Origin of the sequence: Halosimplex salinum (genome assembly GCF_003730195.1) — an archaeon.
In the GTDB taxonomy this organism is placed as follows: Archaea; Halobacteriota; Halobacteria; order Halobacteriales; family Haloarculaceae; genus Halosimplex; species Halosimplex salinum.
This window is the reverse complement of sequence record NZ_QWGG01000008.1, coordinates 16,144-30,761: the sequence shown is the minus strand read 5'-3', so window position 1 is coordinate 30,761 and position 14,618 is coordinate 16,144. Positions and strand designations below refer to the sequence as shown.

Below are 14,618 nucleotides of genomic sequence, written 5' to 3'. Positions count from 1 at the left end.
GTTGTTAAACCTCCATTGCACTAATTCAGGTATGCTTGATTACGGCGAAAGTATAAATGCTTTGCACGGCCGGGGGGACCGGCCGTCGCTCTCGGGGATCGTGGGGCAAGAGGGGCTCAAACGGGCCGTTCTCGCCGTGGGTGCGAACGACGACCTCGACGGGCTCCTCGTCCGGGGGGAGAAGGGAACGGCGAAGTCGACAGCGGTGCGGGCGCTGGCGGGGCTCCTGCCCGACCAGGAGGCCGTGGCGGACTGTCGGTACGGCTGTCCGCCGAACGAGTCGGACGCGCAGTGTGCCGACTGCCGCGAGCGGGCGGACCCGCCGACGACGGAGCGGTCGGTACCGTTCGTGACGCTCCCGCTCGGCGCGACGCGAGAGCGGGTCGTCGGGACGCTCTCGACGGCCGACGCGCTGGCCGGCGACCACGAGTTCGACCCGGGACTGCTCGCTCGCGCGAACCGCGGGGTCCTCTACGTCGACGAGATCAACCTCCTCGACGACCACCTGGTGGACGTGCTCCTCGACGCCGCCGCGAGCGGCGTCAACCGCGTCGAACGCGACGGCGTGAGCGTCACCCACCCCGCCGAGTTCACGCTCGTCGGAACGATGAACCCCGAGGAGGGCGACCTGCGACCGCAACTGCGCGACCGGTTCGCCCTCGGCGTGACCGTCACCGGCTGTGACGACCTCGACGACCGGGTCGCGATCATCGACCGGGCACTCGGTCGAGAGGGCGGCCGGACGGACAGTACGGGCGACGGCGACGACGCGCGGCGGCGACAGCTCACGGCCGCCCGCGAACGGCTCTCCGAGGTCGACCTCCCCGCCGAGTTCGCCGCGGAGATCGCCGAACTGTGTCGGGACGCTGGCGTCGACGGCCATCGCGGAGACATCGCTACCGCGCGCGCCGCGCGGACGGTCGCCGCCCTCGACGGTCGTTCGAAGGTGATCGAGTCCGACGTTCGGCGGGCGGCGTCGCTCGCGCTCCCGCACCGCCTCCGGTCGCGGCCCTTCGAGGACGCGCCCGACCCGGACGACCTGATCGACGAACAGTTCGACGGTGGTGACGGCGAAGACGGCCAGAACGCCGACGAAGCGGGCGGCGACGACGACGGGACGCAGAGTAACGAGCAGTCGAAGGACGGGGACGCCGACGGGTCGGCGGACCGCGACGCCCCCGAACGGTCGGCTGGTCGGGACGGGCCCGACCCAGTCCCCGATCCCGACGGCGGGAGGGCGGACGGCCCGAACGACGGGTCCGAGGACGGGAACGATGGACTGGGGTCCGAAGCGGCCGGAGCAGACCGGGCAACGGCCGACGACGAACCGGACACCGGGGACGGCGGCGAGCCGTCGGACGCGACGCCGCTCGTCCCGGGACAGAGTCGGGCGTCGATCGGGGACGGGCGAGCGCCAGACGTGGGTGATCCGGAGGCGCTCGACGGCGAGAGTGCACGCAACGGGCGTCGAGCGCGAGCGCGACCGTCGGCCGACGCCGACGGGCCGCGGGTACGGACGGAGCGGACTGATCCGAACGGGTCCGTCGACGCCGCGGCGTCGATACGAGCGGCCGCGACGCGGGGCGGGTCGTCCGTGGAATCGAGAGATCTTCGCCGCTCCGTCCGGCAGAGCGAGACCGGTGCCCTGGTTGTGTTCGCAGTCGACGCGAGCGCGTCGATGCGACCGGCGATGCGGGCGGCGAAGGGGACGGTACTGGAGCTGCTGAAGGACGCCTACCGGCAGCGCGACGAGGTAGCGTTCGTCGCCTTCGCCGGCGAGGACGCGGACGTGCTCCTGCCGCCGACCGACAGCGTCACGCGCGCCGCACGGCACCTCAAGGACCTGCCGACGGGCGACCGGACGCCGCTTCCCGACGCGCTTCGGACGACCGGCGACGTGATCGAGCGGGCGGACCCCGACGCCGGCTGTGTCGTCCTCGTCACCGACGGACGGGCGAACGTCGCGACGGAGAGCCCGGTCGGCGAGACGCGCGAGGCCGCGCGCCGACTGGCCGGCCTCGACCCCCACGTCGTCGTGGTCGACGCCGACGAGACGGAGACCGGCCTGAACGGGCTGGTCGCCGACGAGACCGACGCGGTCCGCGTCCCCCTCTCCGCGCTCTCTGCCGACCGCGTCGACGCCGCCGTCGGCACCGCACGCGAAACTCAGCTTTAGCAGGTGCGCAAGTTTTACAATCTAAGTTGATCTACTGCAAACGTACTTTCAGATGGCGACTGCCAACGACAGCGTTCACGGACGGATCGAACGGGCCGGCACGGAACTGACGCCGACGCAGATGGCCGCGGGGCTCGGAGTCGTCGCCGCGCTCGGGTTCGCGCTCCTGTTCGTCCAGGAACCGACGATGCACGACGCGATGCACAACTTCCGACACGCGACGGGGGTCACCTGTCACTGACGATGCTCGTCGACTACGTGACGCGGGGGGTGAAAGCCGGGCTGGTCGCCGGCCTCGCGTTCGGCCTGCTCGTCGCGCTCGTCGCCAACCCCCTCGTCGCGTTCGCGGACGAGTTCGGTCACGAGGGGGAGACGCGAGCGACTGGCGACCACCGCGAGGCCGACACCGACGGCCATCACGACGGGACGACGAGCGGTTCCCACGAGGGTCCCGCCGTCTCGGCGGCGGTCACGAACGGCGTGAGCGTCGTCTCCGGCGTCCTCTGGGGCGTCCTTCTGGGTGCCGTCGTCTTCGGTGCCGGGTTCTACTTCCTGGAGCCGGCGATCCCGGGCACCGGCACGAGCAAGAGCTACGTTCTCGCCGCCGCCGGCTTCGTCTCCGTCTCCGGGGCGCCGTGGCTCGTGTTCCCGCCACAGCCGCCGGGGGTCGAGCAGGCGCTCCCCGCAGAGACGAGACTCCCGCTCTACGCCGGAATGGTGCTCCTCGGTGCACTGGTCTGTCTGCTCGCCGGGGCCGTGTACGGCCGACTCCATGCGGACCTGGGACGAATCGTCGCCGGAGCCGCGGCGCTGACTCCGTTCGGCCTCCTCTCCGTGCCGGTCGCGCTCTCGCCGTCGACCGCGGTGACGCACTCCTTGCCGTCAGGGCTGGCTACTGGTCTCGTCGGGCTGGTCGTCCTCGGACAGGTTCTCCTCTGGACCGTCCTCGCGGCGACATACGCGCGGCTCCACCGCCGCGCGACGGCGGAGCGGGGGAGTCCGGTCGACGCGGACCAGATCGACTCGGCGGTGACGGCGGACTGATGCGCGACCGAACCGAGGAGGTCCGCGAACGCGGCTTCACCGACCACGTGCTGGTGTGTACGAACGACCGCGACTCCGAGTACGCCGCCTGTGCGGATACGCAGTGTGACGACGTATACGATGAGGTGACGGCGTGGCTCCGCGAGCGGGACGTGTTCTGGTCGCGCGTCCACGTCGCCGAGACGAGCTGTCTCGGCCTCTGTAGCGCCGACGGGACCGCCGTCGCGATTCACCCGCGCGGCCGGTGGTACTCCGACGTTCGTCCCGGGGACGTCCCTGCGCTCCTGGAGGGGGAGTTCGGACCGGACGCGGATCGGCTGAACGTCGGCAGCGACGCGCCGGCGACTGGCAGCGACTGACCGGACGGGCGAGCGGGAAGGACGGACCCGAGCCGTCGCCGTTCGGAGCAGCGCTCGACGCGGCCGCCGCGACTCCGAACGGGTGGCCGTCGGCTAGCCGTCGTCCGGGTACGCGCGCCGCCAGACGGCGAAGACGAGCACGGCCGGGAACGGGCGGTCCGTCAGTCCTCCACCGGGAACGCCTCGTGAAGCACGTCGTGCGCCTCGCCGAGCCCGTCGCGGACGCTCTCGCCCTGCGCCGTGAGTCGGTGGACGGCCCGTTCCGCGTCGCGGACCGCGACGAGTCGCCCGCGCAGGTAGTCGTACTCGGGGTCGTCGGCGTCGGTCGCGGCGACCGTCTCTTCCAGGTCGACGAGCGCGGCGTCGAGGTGGCGTTCGACCGCCGAGAGCGTCTCCGCGTCGGCGAGCGCGCCGATCGGGCCGTCGCGACGGCCCTCCAGTTCCTGCTCCGCGTGTTCGCGGGCGTGGTCGTCGTCCGTGCCGAGGACGTTCATCAGTCCGAGTCGTAGGGCTTCGAGTTCGTAGCAGCTCATTGGCGTGGATTGGGTGTATGGCGTCGATATTCGCGATTCAGAGCGTCTGGTCGACGATGTCGGAGACGATTCGGTCGCGGTCGAGGTGCGAGGAGACGATGCGGTCGGCGTCGTCGGCCGCGACGCCGCCGTACCAGACGCCGTCGGGGTAGACGGCGACCATCGGCCCCTCGCCACAGCGACCGAGGCAGGACGAGCGGGTGATGCGAGCGTCGCAGGCCTCCGAGTCGCGGGCGGCCTGCCGCAGGCGTTCGAGGACGGCGGGGGCGCCGTCGGCCGCGCAGGTCTGGTTCGTGCAGACCGCGACGTGTTTCTCCGGCGCGTCGTGGCCGTGCGGGTCGTCGTCCACGTCCTCGCGGTCGGCGTGTTCCGCCCGATGAGTCAGCGCCCGCAACATCGCGCGGGCGCCGCCCACGTCCGCCTCGTAGCCGTCGAGTTCGACCTTGTACTTGCACGTGTCACAGGACATGTCGACGCTGTCCGTGCGGGCCGCCTGCCAGCGGTCGCCGAGCACGTCGAGCAGTCGAGCGTCCGTCCCGAGCGGGTCGCCCGCCGCCGCGTCGACGTACGGGTACTCCGCGTCGAACTCGTCAGTTCCGTCGCGGATCCGTCCCGTCAGGACGCCGTCACCGAGCATGTACGGGAGGACGACGACGGCGTCGGGCCGCCCCTTCGCGACGGTGTGCAGCGTCTCCTCGAGGACCGGTTCCGTGACGCCGACGAAGCTCGCCTCGACGCGGTCGAACGCCCGGCCCTCGTAGAGCAGTCGCGCGAGTTTGTGCGCGTCGCCGTTGGCGTCGGGGTCAGACGACCCGCGGGCACAGAGGACGACCGCAACGTCGTCGGACTCGCGGTCGACGCCCAGCGACGCCTCGACGGCGGCCGCCCGGTCGTCGAGCAGGTCCACGATGGCCGGGTGGACGCCCAGATGCGCGCCGCTGTGGATGGTCGTCCCCTCGTGGTCGGCGCGGGCCTGCTCGACCGCCAGCGGCACGTCGGTCTTGACGTGGCTGGCGGCGAACAGCGATAGCTGGACGACCGAGACCCGCGAGACGACGGTCGCGAGTCCCGCGATGGCCTCCGGGATGGCCGGTTCGGCGAGTTCGAGGAAGCCCGCGTCGACGGGGACGCCGAGTCGGTCCTCGAGGTCGGCGGCGAGCGTGCGGACCTGTTCGTTGGACTTCTCGCGGCGCGAGCCGTGGCCGACGAGCAGGACCGCCTCGTCGTCCAGACCGGCGGGCGCGGACTGGGTGGCGGTCACAGCTCTCCCACCGCCGTCCCGGTCGCGCGCTCGACGCTCCGCCGGAGTTTCCGCCGTCGGTCGCCGGCGTACAGCCCCGAGTCCTCGCTCCCGTCGTACACCCAGTCCGCGAACCCGGCCGTATCCGCCTCGTCGGCCAGCCCGAACCAGTAGCCGCCCGAGGACGTCTCCGAGAGGTCGTCCGTTGGGGCGTGGGGCTCTGCGTCGGCGAGCAGCGACCGGGTCGTCTCGAGCAGGCGCTCGTCGTCGTGGACGAACGAGACGCCGACCGAGCCCGCGGACTCGCGGAAGCAGACGGTGCCGCAGGCTTCGAGGAGGCCGCGGAGGAGCGGCGCGCGGTGGTCGGCGAAGGCGTCGAAGCGGTAGCCGCCGGGCTGGCCGTCCAGCGGGAGACCGAGCGCCGCGCTGGCGCGCTCCGCGGGCGCGCCCAGCACCCGGAGTTCGTACTCGTCCTCGTAGCGGACGATCGACGCGTCGTGGGCCGACTCGCGGGCCGCGACGCGGTGAGCTCTCCGGTTCGCGCCGGCGACTGCCGCCAGCGCGTCGGCCGCCCGCTCGTCGCCGGCCCGGACGGTCACGCAGTGCTCGACGAGTTCCCCGTCGCCCGCGACCCGGCCCCAGAAGTACGCGGTCGCCGGCGTCGCCGCGAGCAGGTCCTCTGCGGCGTCGGGCGTCGAGTGGTCGGTCTCACGCATCGTCGACCACCGTCACGTCGATGGCGTCGAGCGGACAGGCGCTCGCGGCCTGCTGGGCGTCGGCCAGTCGGTCGTCGTCGACGGTGGCGACGAGCGCACCGGCGGACTCGCCGTCGCACTCGCGCTCGACCGCCCCGTCGAACGTCGCGAAGCCGTCGTCGGCCTCGACGAACCGGTCGTCGCGGACGAGGCAGGCGAAGACGCCGTCGCAGGCCGCCCTGTCGAGGCGGACGCGGTACTCAGTAGTCATACTTCGACTCGTAGCCCCGCGGCGTGACCATCCGGTCGTCCCAGACGTACGTCTCCGCGTTGCCGACGATGAGCGTCGTCGTCATGTCGACCAGGTCTGTCTCGCCGAGGTCCGCGAGGTCCGCGAGTTCGACGATCTCGACCGCCTCGTCCTCGCGGCCGGCGCCGTGAACGACCCCGACGGGGGTGTCGGCGTCGCGGTGTTCTTCGAGGATCTCGCAGCACTTCTGGAAGTTCTCGCGGCGTTTGCGGCTCCAGGGGTTGTAGATCGAGATCGTGAACCCCTCTTTCGCGGCGGCGTGGAGGCGCGACTCGATCGTCGGCATGTCCGTGAGGTGGTCGGATAGCGAGATGCTGACAGTGTCGTTCACCAGTGGCGCGCCGAGCCGAGCGCCGCAGGACTGGGCGGCCGGGACGCCCGGCACCACGTCGAACTCGACCATCGACGCCGTCGCGCCCTTCGACTCGAGAATCTCCAGTGTGAGTCCCGCCAGCGCGTAGACGTTCGGGTCGCCGCTCCCGACGATCGCCACGTCGTGACCCGCGAGCGCGCGGTCGATGGCCTCCTCGGTGCGCGAGACTTCGCCGCACATCGGCGTGTCGTACAGTTCCTCGGCGTCCTCGCGGACGTCCTCGGGCAGGAGGTCGACGTAGGTCGTGTAGCCGACGATGTGGTCGGCGTCCAGCAGCGCGCCGCGGGCGCGCTGGGTCATCCCCTCCGGTTGGCCGGGACCGAGGCCGACCGCGACGAGTCGGCCGGGGTCGGCGTCGAAGTCGCCGACGCTCGCGCCGACGTTCTCGTCGGTCGAAGCGTCGTCAGTCGAGGCGCCGCAGGACGACGCCGTGCCGGCGTCGGCGTTCGAAGCGCCGCCGCAGGTCGATTCCGCGTCTGTGCTCGCTTCCGTCGTGGTGTCCGTCGTGTCAGTAGTGTCGTCCGTACTCATGGTCAGAAATCGTCGACGTCACGCCCGCCGCGCGGGGTGACGAGGTGTTCGCCGTGGTCGTTCTCCCAGACCGCAGTCTCGTGGTTCCCGACGAGGATGGAGGTGCCCATCCCGCCGACGTCCTCGTCGTACTCGGTCGCCTCGCCGAGGGTGGTGATCGTGTGGGTCTCGTCGTCGAGATTCCGGCCGGCGTCGCCGCGGCCGGCGTCGTTGAAGATCCCCACCGGAACGTCGTCGGCCCGCTCCTCGCGGATCACCTCGATCGCGCGCTCGTAGTCGCGCCAGCAGTTGTAGAGGACGATCACGAACCCCGAGATCGCGGCCGCCCGGAGCTTCTCCTCGATCTCGTCCCAGCCGCGCCACTTGTCCGAGAGCGAGACGGTGCAGAAGTCGTTCGAGAGCGGCGCGCCGAGGTTCGCCGCGCCGCCGAGCGCCGCGGTGACGCCCGGTATCACCTCGATGGGCACGTCCTCGGCTCCCTCCTCCTCGGCCATCGTGAACAGCAGATCGCTCTTGCCGTAGACGTTCGGGTCGCCGCCGGAGACGTGCGCGACGGTCTGGCCGGCGCGGACTCGCTCGAACGCCTCCCTGGCGAGTTCGACCTGTCGCCCCATCGACGAGCGGACGAGGGTCTGCCTGGTGCCGTTGGGCCGTTCGAGGACGGTCCCGGACTCGGACCAGGCCGTTGCACCGTCGTCGGTCGCGGGGCCGCCGTCGGTCGCGGCGTCGGCCGCCGCCACTTCGGCGCTCTCCGGGGGCAGCGTCCCGTCGCGCCGGAGGAACTCCTGGTAGAGGTTCGACGCGACGACGCAGTCGGCGGTCGAGACGACCTCGACGGCGCGCTGGGTCATCGCGTGGGGCAGTCCCGGCCCGATCCCGACGACGTAGAGGGTGCCCATCGCGTCGTCGCCGTCGCTGGTGTGGCTGGTGTCGGCCTCGGCCATCCTACCGCCCCACCGCGACGGTGACGGCGTCGTCGAAGCGCTCCTTCTCGCGGGCGAGGTCGTGCTCGCGCCCGCCGGCGATGGCCGACGCCTCCGCGATGCCCGGCCAGCCGATGAGTTCCTTCGAGCGCGACGGCGAGGGACCCTCGAAGCGCTCCAGCGTCTCCTTCTCGAAGAGGACGACCCCGGCGCCGATGGACTCGGCGGCCTCGTAGAGGCCCTCCTCGCCCTCCTTTCTGGTCCCGGTCGCGACGAAGTCCACGTCGTCGACGGTCAGGTCGAGGTCGGCGAGGGCTTGCTCCCACGCGTCGACGACCTGGTCGGCGTCGACGCCGGAGACGGTGCCGGTCCCGAGGACGACGCCCTCCTCGGCGTTGCGTCTCAGTACTGTGACGTCGTCGCCGACGAGGACGGCACGCGGGCCGTCGAGACGGGCGACCGGTCCGAGTTCGTCGTTCAGGACGGCGAGGTTCGTCGCGACGGTGGAGTCGCCGTTGACGACGTGGGTGTCCAGGGCTTTGGCCTTGCTCTCGACGCCCTGTTTCCCGGCCGCCTCGCTCGCCGTCGTCATCGCCGGGACCGCGCCGAGTCGCGAGAGGTCGTGTGCGACCTGGTTGGCGCCGTGGTGGCCGCCGGTGATGGGGATGGCCCACGTCAGTTCCTCGTCGACGACGACGATGGCGGGGTCGTCCCACTTGTCGTCCAGCAGGGGTGCGGTCTTGCGCATCGCGATCCCCGAGGCCATCAGCCCGACGAAGCAGTCGTACTCGCCCCAGCGCTCCGCGAACACCTCGCCGTGGTACTCGACGAGGTCGATCGACTCGTAGCGGTCGCCGAGTTCGGCCTCGATCTCCCGCGCGGTCTCCCACTTTCGCTCGAAGGAAACGATCGCGATCTCCTCGGCCACTTCCCCGTCCGAGTCGGGCGTGGAACAGTGGCCGCCGGAGTCGTTCGAGCCGTCCGATGCGTCGTCCGTCTCCGTCGTATCGGTGTCGTCTGTATCCGTACTCATTGTCAGTCGTCCGCCTCCTGCTGGGAATCGTCCGGACGCTCCCCGTTCGCGAACCCGCCGTACAGGTAGGAGCGCTCGTAGCCGGCCTTGCGGGCGGCGTCGCCGATCACGACCATCGCCGACGCGCGGTAGCCCGCGTCCGCGACTCGCTCGCCGATGGTTTCGATGGTCCCCTCGATCACGTCCTCGTCCGGCCAGGAAGCGTGATAGACGACCGCGACCGGCGTGTCGGGGTCGTGTCCGTCGTCGACGAGGCGGTCCATCGTCTCGGCGACGGCGTGGGTACCGAGGTAGAGACAGGTGGTCACGTCGCCCATCTCGACGAACTCGCCGACGTGGTCCGACTCGGGGTCGAGCGTCTTCCCCTGCGGACGGGTGAACGCGACGTGGTTAGCGACGCCGTTGAGGGTCAACTGGGTCCGCAGCGTCGCGCTCGCGGCGAACGCCGAGGTGACGCCCGGGACGATATAGGTGGGAACGCCCTCGTGTTCGAGCGCGTCCATCTGCTCGACGGCCGCACCGTAGACGGCGGGGTCGCCGCTGTGCAGGCGGACGACCTCGCGTCCGCTCTCGTAGGCGTCACGCAGCAGCGGGACGAGTTCCTCGAGGTCCTTGCCGATGCTCGACACCTGCTCGGCGTCGGCGCAGTACTCCGTCAGGAGGTCGCTGTTGACCAGCGACCCCGCGTGGACGACGAGGTCGGCGGCCTCGACGAGTTCCTTCCCGGTGACGGTCAGCAGTCCGGGATCGCCGGGCCCGGCGCCGACGAATGGGATTCCCTCCTGCACCTCGCCGGCAGTGTGTTCCGCGACGCGAGGGTCGCGTTCGGTCGCCCATTGGGCCGTCTCGGCGTCGATGGCGTCCTGCGGGTCGGTCATCGGCCGACCGCCCCGGGAAACTCGTCGCCGCAGGCCTCGCCCTCGGCGCGTTCCAGACGCTCGCGCTCGCGCTCGGTCGTCGGGTCGTCGTCCCGAGCGTGGCCCGATTTCGGCTGGTCGCCGTCGTTCACGCCGCCGTCGGTGCGGAGCCGTTCGGTACTCGATTCGCCGTCGTCCTCGGTCTCCGCGAACGTCGCTGTCGCCGGCGTCGCGTCCACGTCGTCTCGCTCCGCGTAGGCGAGCGTGTAGTAGTCGCGGTCGGCGAGCGCCCCGGGGTCGTCCGTCACGACCGTCTCGCCCTGCTCCATGTAGAGGCGTCGGCCGTACACCACGTCGTAGCCGGCGTCGACGAGTTTCTCGTGGGTTGCGGGCGCGTCGGTGACCTTGAACAGGACCATCCGATCCGGGCCGGTCGGGGCCGTCCCGCGAGCGGCCTCGCGGAGCGCCAGCGTCGACCCGGCGGCGACCTCGACGCCCAGCGCCGTCGTGAACGCGGTCACGGCGCTCACGCCGGGGACCGTCTCCACGTCGACCTCGGGGTGGAAGGCGTCGAGCGTCCGCCGCAGGTGGCCGAACGTCGAGTAGACGTTCGGGTCGCCGAGCGTGACGAACGCGGCCGTGCCCTCGCGGGCCCGCGGCGCGATCTCGCTCGCGGCCGCCTTCCACGCCCGCCGGAGTTCGTCCTCGTCGCGGGTCATCGGGAAGTCCAGATCCCCGATCCGCTCCGCGGGCACGTGTTCGGTGGCGACCGAGCGGGAGAGGCGACCGGGCGAGTACACCACGTCGGCGTCTTGCAGGACCGCCTTGCCGCGGACCGTCACCAGGTCCGCGTCGCCGGGACCGAGCCCGACGCCGTAGAGGGTCACCGTCGCCCTCCGTCGGTCGCGGCGTCTGCACCGCCCGTCGAATTCGCGCCCCCGTCGACGCCGCCGACGAGCATGTACACCGGGTTGTCCGAGTCGAAACTCGTCGCGCCGGCGAGTTCGTAGCCGCGACTCACCTGGAACTGGATCACGTCGTCGAGCAGGTCACGTTCGCGGAACGCCTCGGTCGCCGCGCCAGCGACTTCCAGTCGCGAGACGTTCATGACGACCCGGTCGACGCCGGTCTCGACCGCGTGGTCGAGCACCGCCTCGTAGTTGCGACTGCCGCCGAGGAAGAGCGCGTCCGCGTCCGGGGGGAGTCCCTCCGGGGCTTCTGCCGCCCGGAGTTCGACGTCCGCGGTCGTCTCGTTCGCGGCGAGGTTGTGCTCCGTGACCGCCAGTCGGTCGGGCTTCCGTTCGAGCGCGGTGACGCGACCCGCGCGTCGGGCCGCCTCGACCGTGACCGCGCCGGTACAGGAACCGACCTCCGCGAAGTGGTCGGACGGGTCGAGCGCGAGTTTCCACTGCAGGACGGCCCTGACCTCCGGCTTCGTCGGACCGGCCTTCGCGTCGCGAGGGAGCGAGACCATGGTCGAACACAACTCCCGTAGTCCCTAAAACAATTTTGGTTGTTTTAGAGCAAATAAATTGGTGTTCTCGGGCGAGAACGCGCCGGGCGGCGCAATTGGAGATGTTCTACACCAAAGTTACTTTACTTCGAAGGACCGAGATGGGGCAATGGCGAACGACGCGGACGACGCCGACAGGTTCGGTGTCCTTCGGAGCAAGCGGAACGCGACGCGGTATCAGATCCTGGTCGAGATCGCGGAGCGACAGCCGGCGGTGAACCAGCAGGAGATCGCCGACGCGATCGGGATCACCGCACAGGCCGTGAGCGACTACCTCCAGGACCTCGTCGGGCAGGGGTACGTCGACAAGCACGGCCGCGGCCGCTACGAGGTCACGAAGGAGGGCGTCGACTGGCTCATCTCGCAGACCGACGAGCTACGCACCTTCGTCCGACACGTCTCCGAGGACGTCATCGGGCAGGTCGAGATCGAGACCGCGATCGCGACCACCGACGTCGCCGAGGGCGAGACCGTCTCGCTGACGATGCGCGACGGCGTGCTCAGGGCGATGGCCGGCGACACGGGAAGCGCGACCGCGGTCGCCGTGACCGACGCCGAGGCCGGGCGAGACGTCGGGATCACGAACTTCGAGGGAGTCGTCGACTACGATCTGGGGACGGTGACGGCCGTCTCGGTCCCGCAGGTCCAGAACGGCGGGAGCGCCGTCGTCGACGCCGAGCGGGTCGCCGACCTCGCCGACGCACACGACCTGCTCGCGGTCGCCGGCGTCGAGGCCGTCGCCGCGGCGGACGCCGCGGACCTCGACCCGGACATCAGGTTCGGGAGCCCCGCCGCCGTTCAGGAAGCCGCGACGAAGGGACTCGACGTACTCCTGCTCTCCGCGACGGACGCGCTGTCGACGCACACGGACAAACTCCGGGACCAGAACGTCAGCTACGAGGTCGTCGACGCCGCCGAGGAGTAGGCGCCCACTCAGACCACTCGAAAGACCCGAATCGTGTCGCGCTCGCCGCCCTCACGAACCAGTTGCGCCAGGCCGAGGTCGGTGAACACGCGCTTCCAGTCGCGGTGGTACAGCGGGAACTCGTCGTCGACGACGCTCACCTCCCCGTCGAAGCGACCGCGGTCCGGGCTGTTGCCCTCGTTCTCCGCGGTGATCAGGAGATCGCTCGTGACGCGCGTCAGTTCCTCGAACACCCACTCGTCGTCGGGGTGGACGTGCTGGAGCGTCTCGACGGAGAAGATCACGTCGAAGGCGTCGTCCTCGTACTCCGGGAGCACGTCCTCGATGGCGCCGGTACGGAACGTACCCGTCTCCGCGAGACGTGGGTAGTGCTCGGCCATCACGTCGAACGAGTCGTCGTTGATGTCGACGCCGGCGAGCCGCTCGAACCCCTGGTCGCGGAGATGCGCGAGATGGCGGCCGGAGCCACAGCCGATCTCGAGGATCCGCGCGTCGTCGGCGGCGTAGTAGTCGAGCACCGTCGCGAGCGTCTCGCTCACCTCGTTGGGGCCGATCTCCGCGTAGTACTCGGGAGAGAAGTCCGCCGAGCGCTCGGCCCAGGTGCGGCGGTTGTCCTCCGGGTCCATACCGGGTCTCGCTCGGCCAGCGAGTTAAGGCCCGCTGTTCCGGGCGGCAGGGAGCGCGGACCGGCGGTCGAGTCGCTCAGTCCTCCGCCTCGGGCGGCGAGGCGGGTGTCTCGGCCGTCTCGGACTCGAGGACGGTCCCCTCGGGTAGCTCCGGGTCGGGCTTCCGACCGAGGGTGAGGAGGCGTTCGGTCAGCGTGAGCTCCTCCGGGCTCGGGGTCGGCTTCTCGATGGCCTCGTGTTCGACCGTCACGCCCCCGGGTTCGTCGGCGATCCGGACGGCACACAGCTGGTAGGACGGGTAGAACACCGGCGGGAGGACGCCGATGATACCGTCGCGCCTGTGGAGGCGTTTGAGCCACGTCCCGCTGTTGACGAGCAGGCCGCCGTCGACTCGCCTGTTCGCCGGTCGGTGGGTGTGCCCGTAGCAGAATATCGACGTCTCCGGGTCCTCGGCGAACACCTCGCGAGCGGCCTGCTCGTAGGGCCCCTCGGCGTCGACGGTGAGTCCGGTCTCGAAGACGCCGAAGCGGTCGATGGTCTTGCGCACGTCCCGCCGGAGGAAGTACAGCGGGATTCCGACGAGCACGAGCAGTCCCGCGACGGCGACGTTGATCGCGAGCACGAACCAGACCGCCGTCCCCGCGGTGCCGAACTGCCCGAGGAACGCGGTGGCGCCGTCGATCGGCGTCGACCAGACGCCCGCGAGGTCGAGTCCCGCGAGCACCGCGAGCAGCGCGCTGACGTTGAACAGCAACAGGAACGGGACCAGCGCGTAGCGGATGAGGGGGTTCATCTCCCGGTAGAAGTACTTCGAGAGGAGCCACGCGGGCATCCGTTCGGTCGGCGTGACGGCCTGGACATCCTTCAGCCAGTTGTACCGGCCCCGGTCGGAGAGCTGTCCCGCGCGGCTGACGACGAGCGTGTTGTAGTAGTAGCCCAGCGGCGTCGCGTGGGGGTCGCCCCAGTCCTCGATCCGGTTGTTGTCGTCCTGCTGGTTGCCGTGCTCGAAGTGGATCGTGCGGTCGCCGACCGGTCGAGTGATCGACTGTTCCTGGACGAGGTCGACGTTGTACTCGGCGAACCGGTCGACGTACTCGTCGTAGGCGGCGAGTTCGTGGTCGTGGTTGCCCGGGACCAGCGTGATGGTGACGGTCTCGCCGGTCGCGCGGAGCTGTTCGAACAGGTCCGGGTACGTCTCCTCGAGGACGTCGAACTTCTCGGTGCCCTCGACGGTGGTGAACTCCCAGAGCCCGAACGCGTCGCCGTTTATCACCAGTTCCGCGTCCTCGTCGGTCCGCTCGACGCGTTCGAGAAAGTCCAGCAGTTCGTCGAGGAACTCCGCCTCCTCCAGTTGCTCGTCGCCGCCCACGTGGAGGTCGCTTATCACGTAGTACACTCGACCATCGCCGGTGCCGGCCATTGCATCACCTTGTCGTCCCCTGGCGTATATGTGTTGGCTCCGGGACGGCGCGGCGGCCGC

General features: G+C 70.6%; 17 protein-coding genes. 5 read left to right on the top strand and 12 right to left on the bottom strand.

Annotated features, from left to right (window positions below):
* The first annotated feature begins 31 nt into the window (after positions 1-31).
* The 4 genes from D1409_RS18060 to D1409_RS18045 are packed head-to-tail and all read left to right on the top strand — an operon-like array spanning position 32 to position 3,579.
* Positions 32-2,176, top strand: coding sequence for a VWA domain-containing protein (locus D1409_RS18060; protein ID WP_123538396.1), 2,145 nt, complete (start codon positions 32-34; stop codon positions 2,174-2,176).
* 52 nt (positions 2,177-2,228) lie between these two features.
* A complete protein-coding gene (locus tag D1409_RS18055; RefSeq protein ID WP_123538395.1) occupies positions 2,229-2,417 on the top strand; it encodes a CbtB domain-containing protein in 189 nt (62 codons plus the stop codon).
* A 2-nt stretch (positions 2,418-2,419) separates the two neighbouring features.
* Positions 2,420-3,220: a CbtA family protein gene (locus D1409_RS18050; protein WP_123538394.1), complete on the top strand. Its 801-nt coding sequence runs from the start codon at positions 2,420-2,422 to the stop codon at positions 3,218-3,220.
* Positions 3,220-3,579, top strand: a complete 360-nt coding sequence (locus D1409_RS18045) for a (2Fe-2S) ferredoxin domain-containing protein (RefSeq protein WP_123538393.1) — start codon at positions 3,220-3,222, stop codon at positions 3,577-3,579. The genes D1409_RS18050 and D1409_RS18045 overlap by 1 nt, the downstream gene beginning before the upstream one ends.
* Before the next feature lie 161 nt (positions 3,580-3,740).
* Here the strand turns inward: D1409_RS18045 and D1409_RS18040 are convergent, their stop codons facing one another.
* From D1409_RS18040 to cbiT, 10 genes are read right to left on the bottom strand one after another with little or no spacing between them, the layout of a single operon-like run.
* On the bottom strand, positions 3,741-4,112 hold the full coding sequence (locus tag D1409_RS18040) for a DUF3209 family protein (protein ID WP_123538392.1): 372 nt from the start codon (positions 4,110-4,112) through the stop codon (positions 3,741-3,743).
* Between the two features lie 37 nt (positions 4,113-4,149).
* Entirely contained in the window at positions 4,150-5,373 is a 1,224-nt protein-coding gene (locus tag D1409_RS18035) for a CbiX/SirB N-terminal domain-containing protein (protein WP_123538391.1), read from the bottom strand.
* On the bottom strand, positions 5,370-6,068 hold the full coding sequence (locus tag D1409_RS18030; protein WP_123538390.1) for a cobalamin biosynthesis protein: 699 nt from the start codon (positions 6,066-6,068) through the stop codon (positions 5,370-5,372). The genes D1409_RS18035 and D1409_RS18030 overlap by 4 nt, the downstream gene beginning before the upstream one ends.
* Positions 6,061-6,318, bottom strand: a complete 258-nt coding sequence (locus D1409_RS18025; RefSeq protein ID WP_123538389.1) for a ferredoxin — start codon at positions 6,316-6,318, stop codon at positions 6,061-6,063. The genes D1409_RS18030 and D1409_RS18025 overlap by 8 nt, the downstream gene beginning before the upstream one ends.
* Complete coding sequence (gene cobJ, locus D1409_RS18020) at positions 6,308-7,261, bottom strand: precorrin-3B C(17)-methyltransferase (protein WP_123538388.1); 954 nt, start codon at positions 7,259-7,261, stop codon at positions 6,308-6,310. Before cobJ ends, D1409_RS18025 begins: the two co-directional genes overlap by 11 nt.
* 2 nt (positions 7,262-7,263) lie before the next feature.
* Complete coding sequence (locus tag D1409_RS18015) at positions 7,264-8,205, bottom strand: precorrin-3B C(17)-methyltransferase (protein WP_123538387.1); 942 nt, start codon at positions 8,203-8,205, stop codon at positions 7,264-7,266.
* A gap of 1 nt (position 8,206) precedes the next feature.
* Positions 8,207-9,217 (bottom strand): cobalt-precorrin 5A hydrolase, encoded by a 1,011-nt coding sequence (cbiG, locus tag D1409_RS18010; RefSeq protein ID WP_123538386.1) that lies wholly within the window; start codon positions 9,215-9,217, stop codon positions 8,207-8,209.
* 2 nt (positions 9,218-9,219) lie between these two features.
* Positions 9,220-10,095, bottom strand: coding sequence for a cobalt-precorrin-4/precorrin-4 C(11)-methyltransferase (locus tag D1409_RS18005; protein WP_123538385.1), 876 nt, complete (start codon positions 10,093-10,095; stop codon positions 9,220-9,222).
* Positions 10,092-10,961, bottom strand: coding sequence for a cobalt-factor II C(20)-methyltransferase (locus tag D1409_RS18000; protein WP_123538384.1), 870 nt, complete (start codon positions 10,959-10,961; stop codon positions 10,092-10,094). Before D1409_RS18000 ends, D1409_RS18005 begins: the two co-directional genes overlap by 4 nt.
* The gene (gene cbiT / locus D1409_RS17995; RefSeq protein WP_123538383.1) at positions 10,958-11,548 is read right to left on the bottom strand and encodes a precorrin-6Y C5,15-methyltransferase (decarboxylating) subunit CbiT; all 591 of its coding nucleotides are present in this window, start codon (positions 11,546-11,548) and stop codon (positions 10,958-10,960) included. The genes D1409_RS18000 and cbiT overlap by 4 nt, the downstream gene beginning before the upstream one ends.
* A gap of 148 nt (positions 11,549-11,696) precedes the next feature.
* Here cbiT and D1409_RS17990 point away from each other — a divergent pair, with 148 nt between their 5' ends.
* Positions 11,697-12,512, top strand: coding sequence for a DUF7839 domain-containing protein (locus D1409_RS17990; RefSeq protein WP_123538382.1), 816 nt, complete (start codon positions 11,697-11,699; stop codon positions 12,510-12,512).
* An 8-nt stretch (positions 12,513-12,520) separates the two neighbouring features.
* On the opposite strand, the gene D1409_RS17985 is transcribed toward D1409_RS17990, so the two are convergent.
* On the bottom strand, positions 12,521-13,138 hold the full coding sequence (locus tag D1409_RS17985) for a class I SAM-dependent methyltransferase (protein ID WP_123538381.1): 618 nt from the start codon (positions 13,136-13,138) through the stop codon (positions 12,521-12,523).
* Between the two features lie 76 nt (positions 13,139-13,214).
* The gene (locus D1409_RS17980; protein WP_123538380.1) at positions 13,215-14,558 is read right to left on the bottom strand and encodes a metallophosphoesterase; all 1,344 of its coding nucleotides are present in this window, start codon (positions 14,556-14,558) and stop codon (positions 13,215-13,217) included.
* Positions 14,559-14,618 lie beyond the last annotated feature (60 nt).

Coding starts and splice junctions, on each gene's coding strand:
- D1409_RS17990 (WP_123538382.1), top strand. CDS start 11,697: ATGGCGAACGACGCGGACGACGCCGACAGGTTCGGTGTCCTTCGGAGC.
- cbiT (WP_123538383.1), bottom strand. CDS start 11,548: ATGGTCTCGCTCCCTCGCGACGCGAAGGCCGGTCCGACGAAGCCGGAG.
- D1409_RS18030 (WP_123538390.1), bottom strand. CDS start 6,068: ATGCGTGAGACCGACCACTCGACGCCCGACGCCGCAGAGGACCTGCTC.
- D1409_RS18060 (WP_123538396.1), top strand. CDS start 32: ATGCTTGATTACGGCGAAAGTATAAATGCTTTGCACGGCCGGGGGGAC.
- cobJ (WP_123538388.1), bottom strand. CDS start 7,261: ATGAGTACGGACGACACTACTGACACGACGGACACCACGACGGAAGCG.
- D1409_RS18050 (WP_123538394.1), top strand. CDS start 2,420: ATGCTCGTCGACTACGTGACGCGGGGGGTGAAAGCCGGGCTGGTCGCC.
- D1409_RS17980 (WP_123538380.1), bottom strand. CDS start 14,558: ATGGCCGGCACCGGCGATGGTCGAGTGTACTACGTGATAAGCGACCTC.
- D1409_RS18015 (WP_123538387.1), bottom strand. CDS start 8,205: ATGGCCGAGGCCGACACCAGCCACACCAGCGACGGCGACGACGCGATG.
- D1409_RS18045 (WP_123538393.1), top strand. CDS start 3,220: ATGCGCGACCGAACCGAGGAGGTCCGCGAACGCGGCTTCACCGACCAC.
- D1409_RS18025 (WP_123538389.1), bottom strand. CDS start 6,318: ATGACTACTGAGTACCGCGTCCGCCTCGACAGGGCGGCCTGCGACGGC.
- D1409_RS18005 (WP_123538385.1), bottom strand. CDS start 10,095: ATGACCGACCCGCAGGACGCCATCGACGCCGAGACGGCCCAATGGGCG.
- D1409_RS17985 (WP_123538381.1), bottom strand. CDS start 13,138: ATGGACCCGGAGGACAACCGCCGCACCTGGGCCGAGCGCTCGGCGGAC.
- D1409_RS18040 (WP_123538392.1), bottom strand. CDS start 4,112: ATGAGCTGCTACGAACTCGAAGCCCTACGACTCGGACTGATGAACGTC.
- D1409_RS18055 (WP_123538395.1), top strand. CDS start 2,229: ATGGCGACTGCCAACGACAGCGTTCACGGACGGATCGAACGGGCCGGC.
- cbiG (WP_123538386.1), bottom strand. CDS start 9,217: ATGAGTACGGATACAGACGACACCGATACGACGGAGACGGACGACGCA.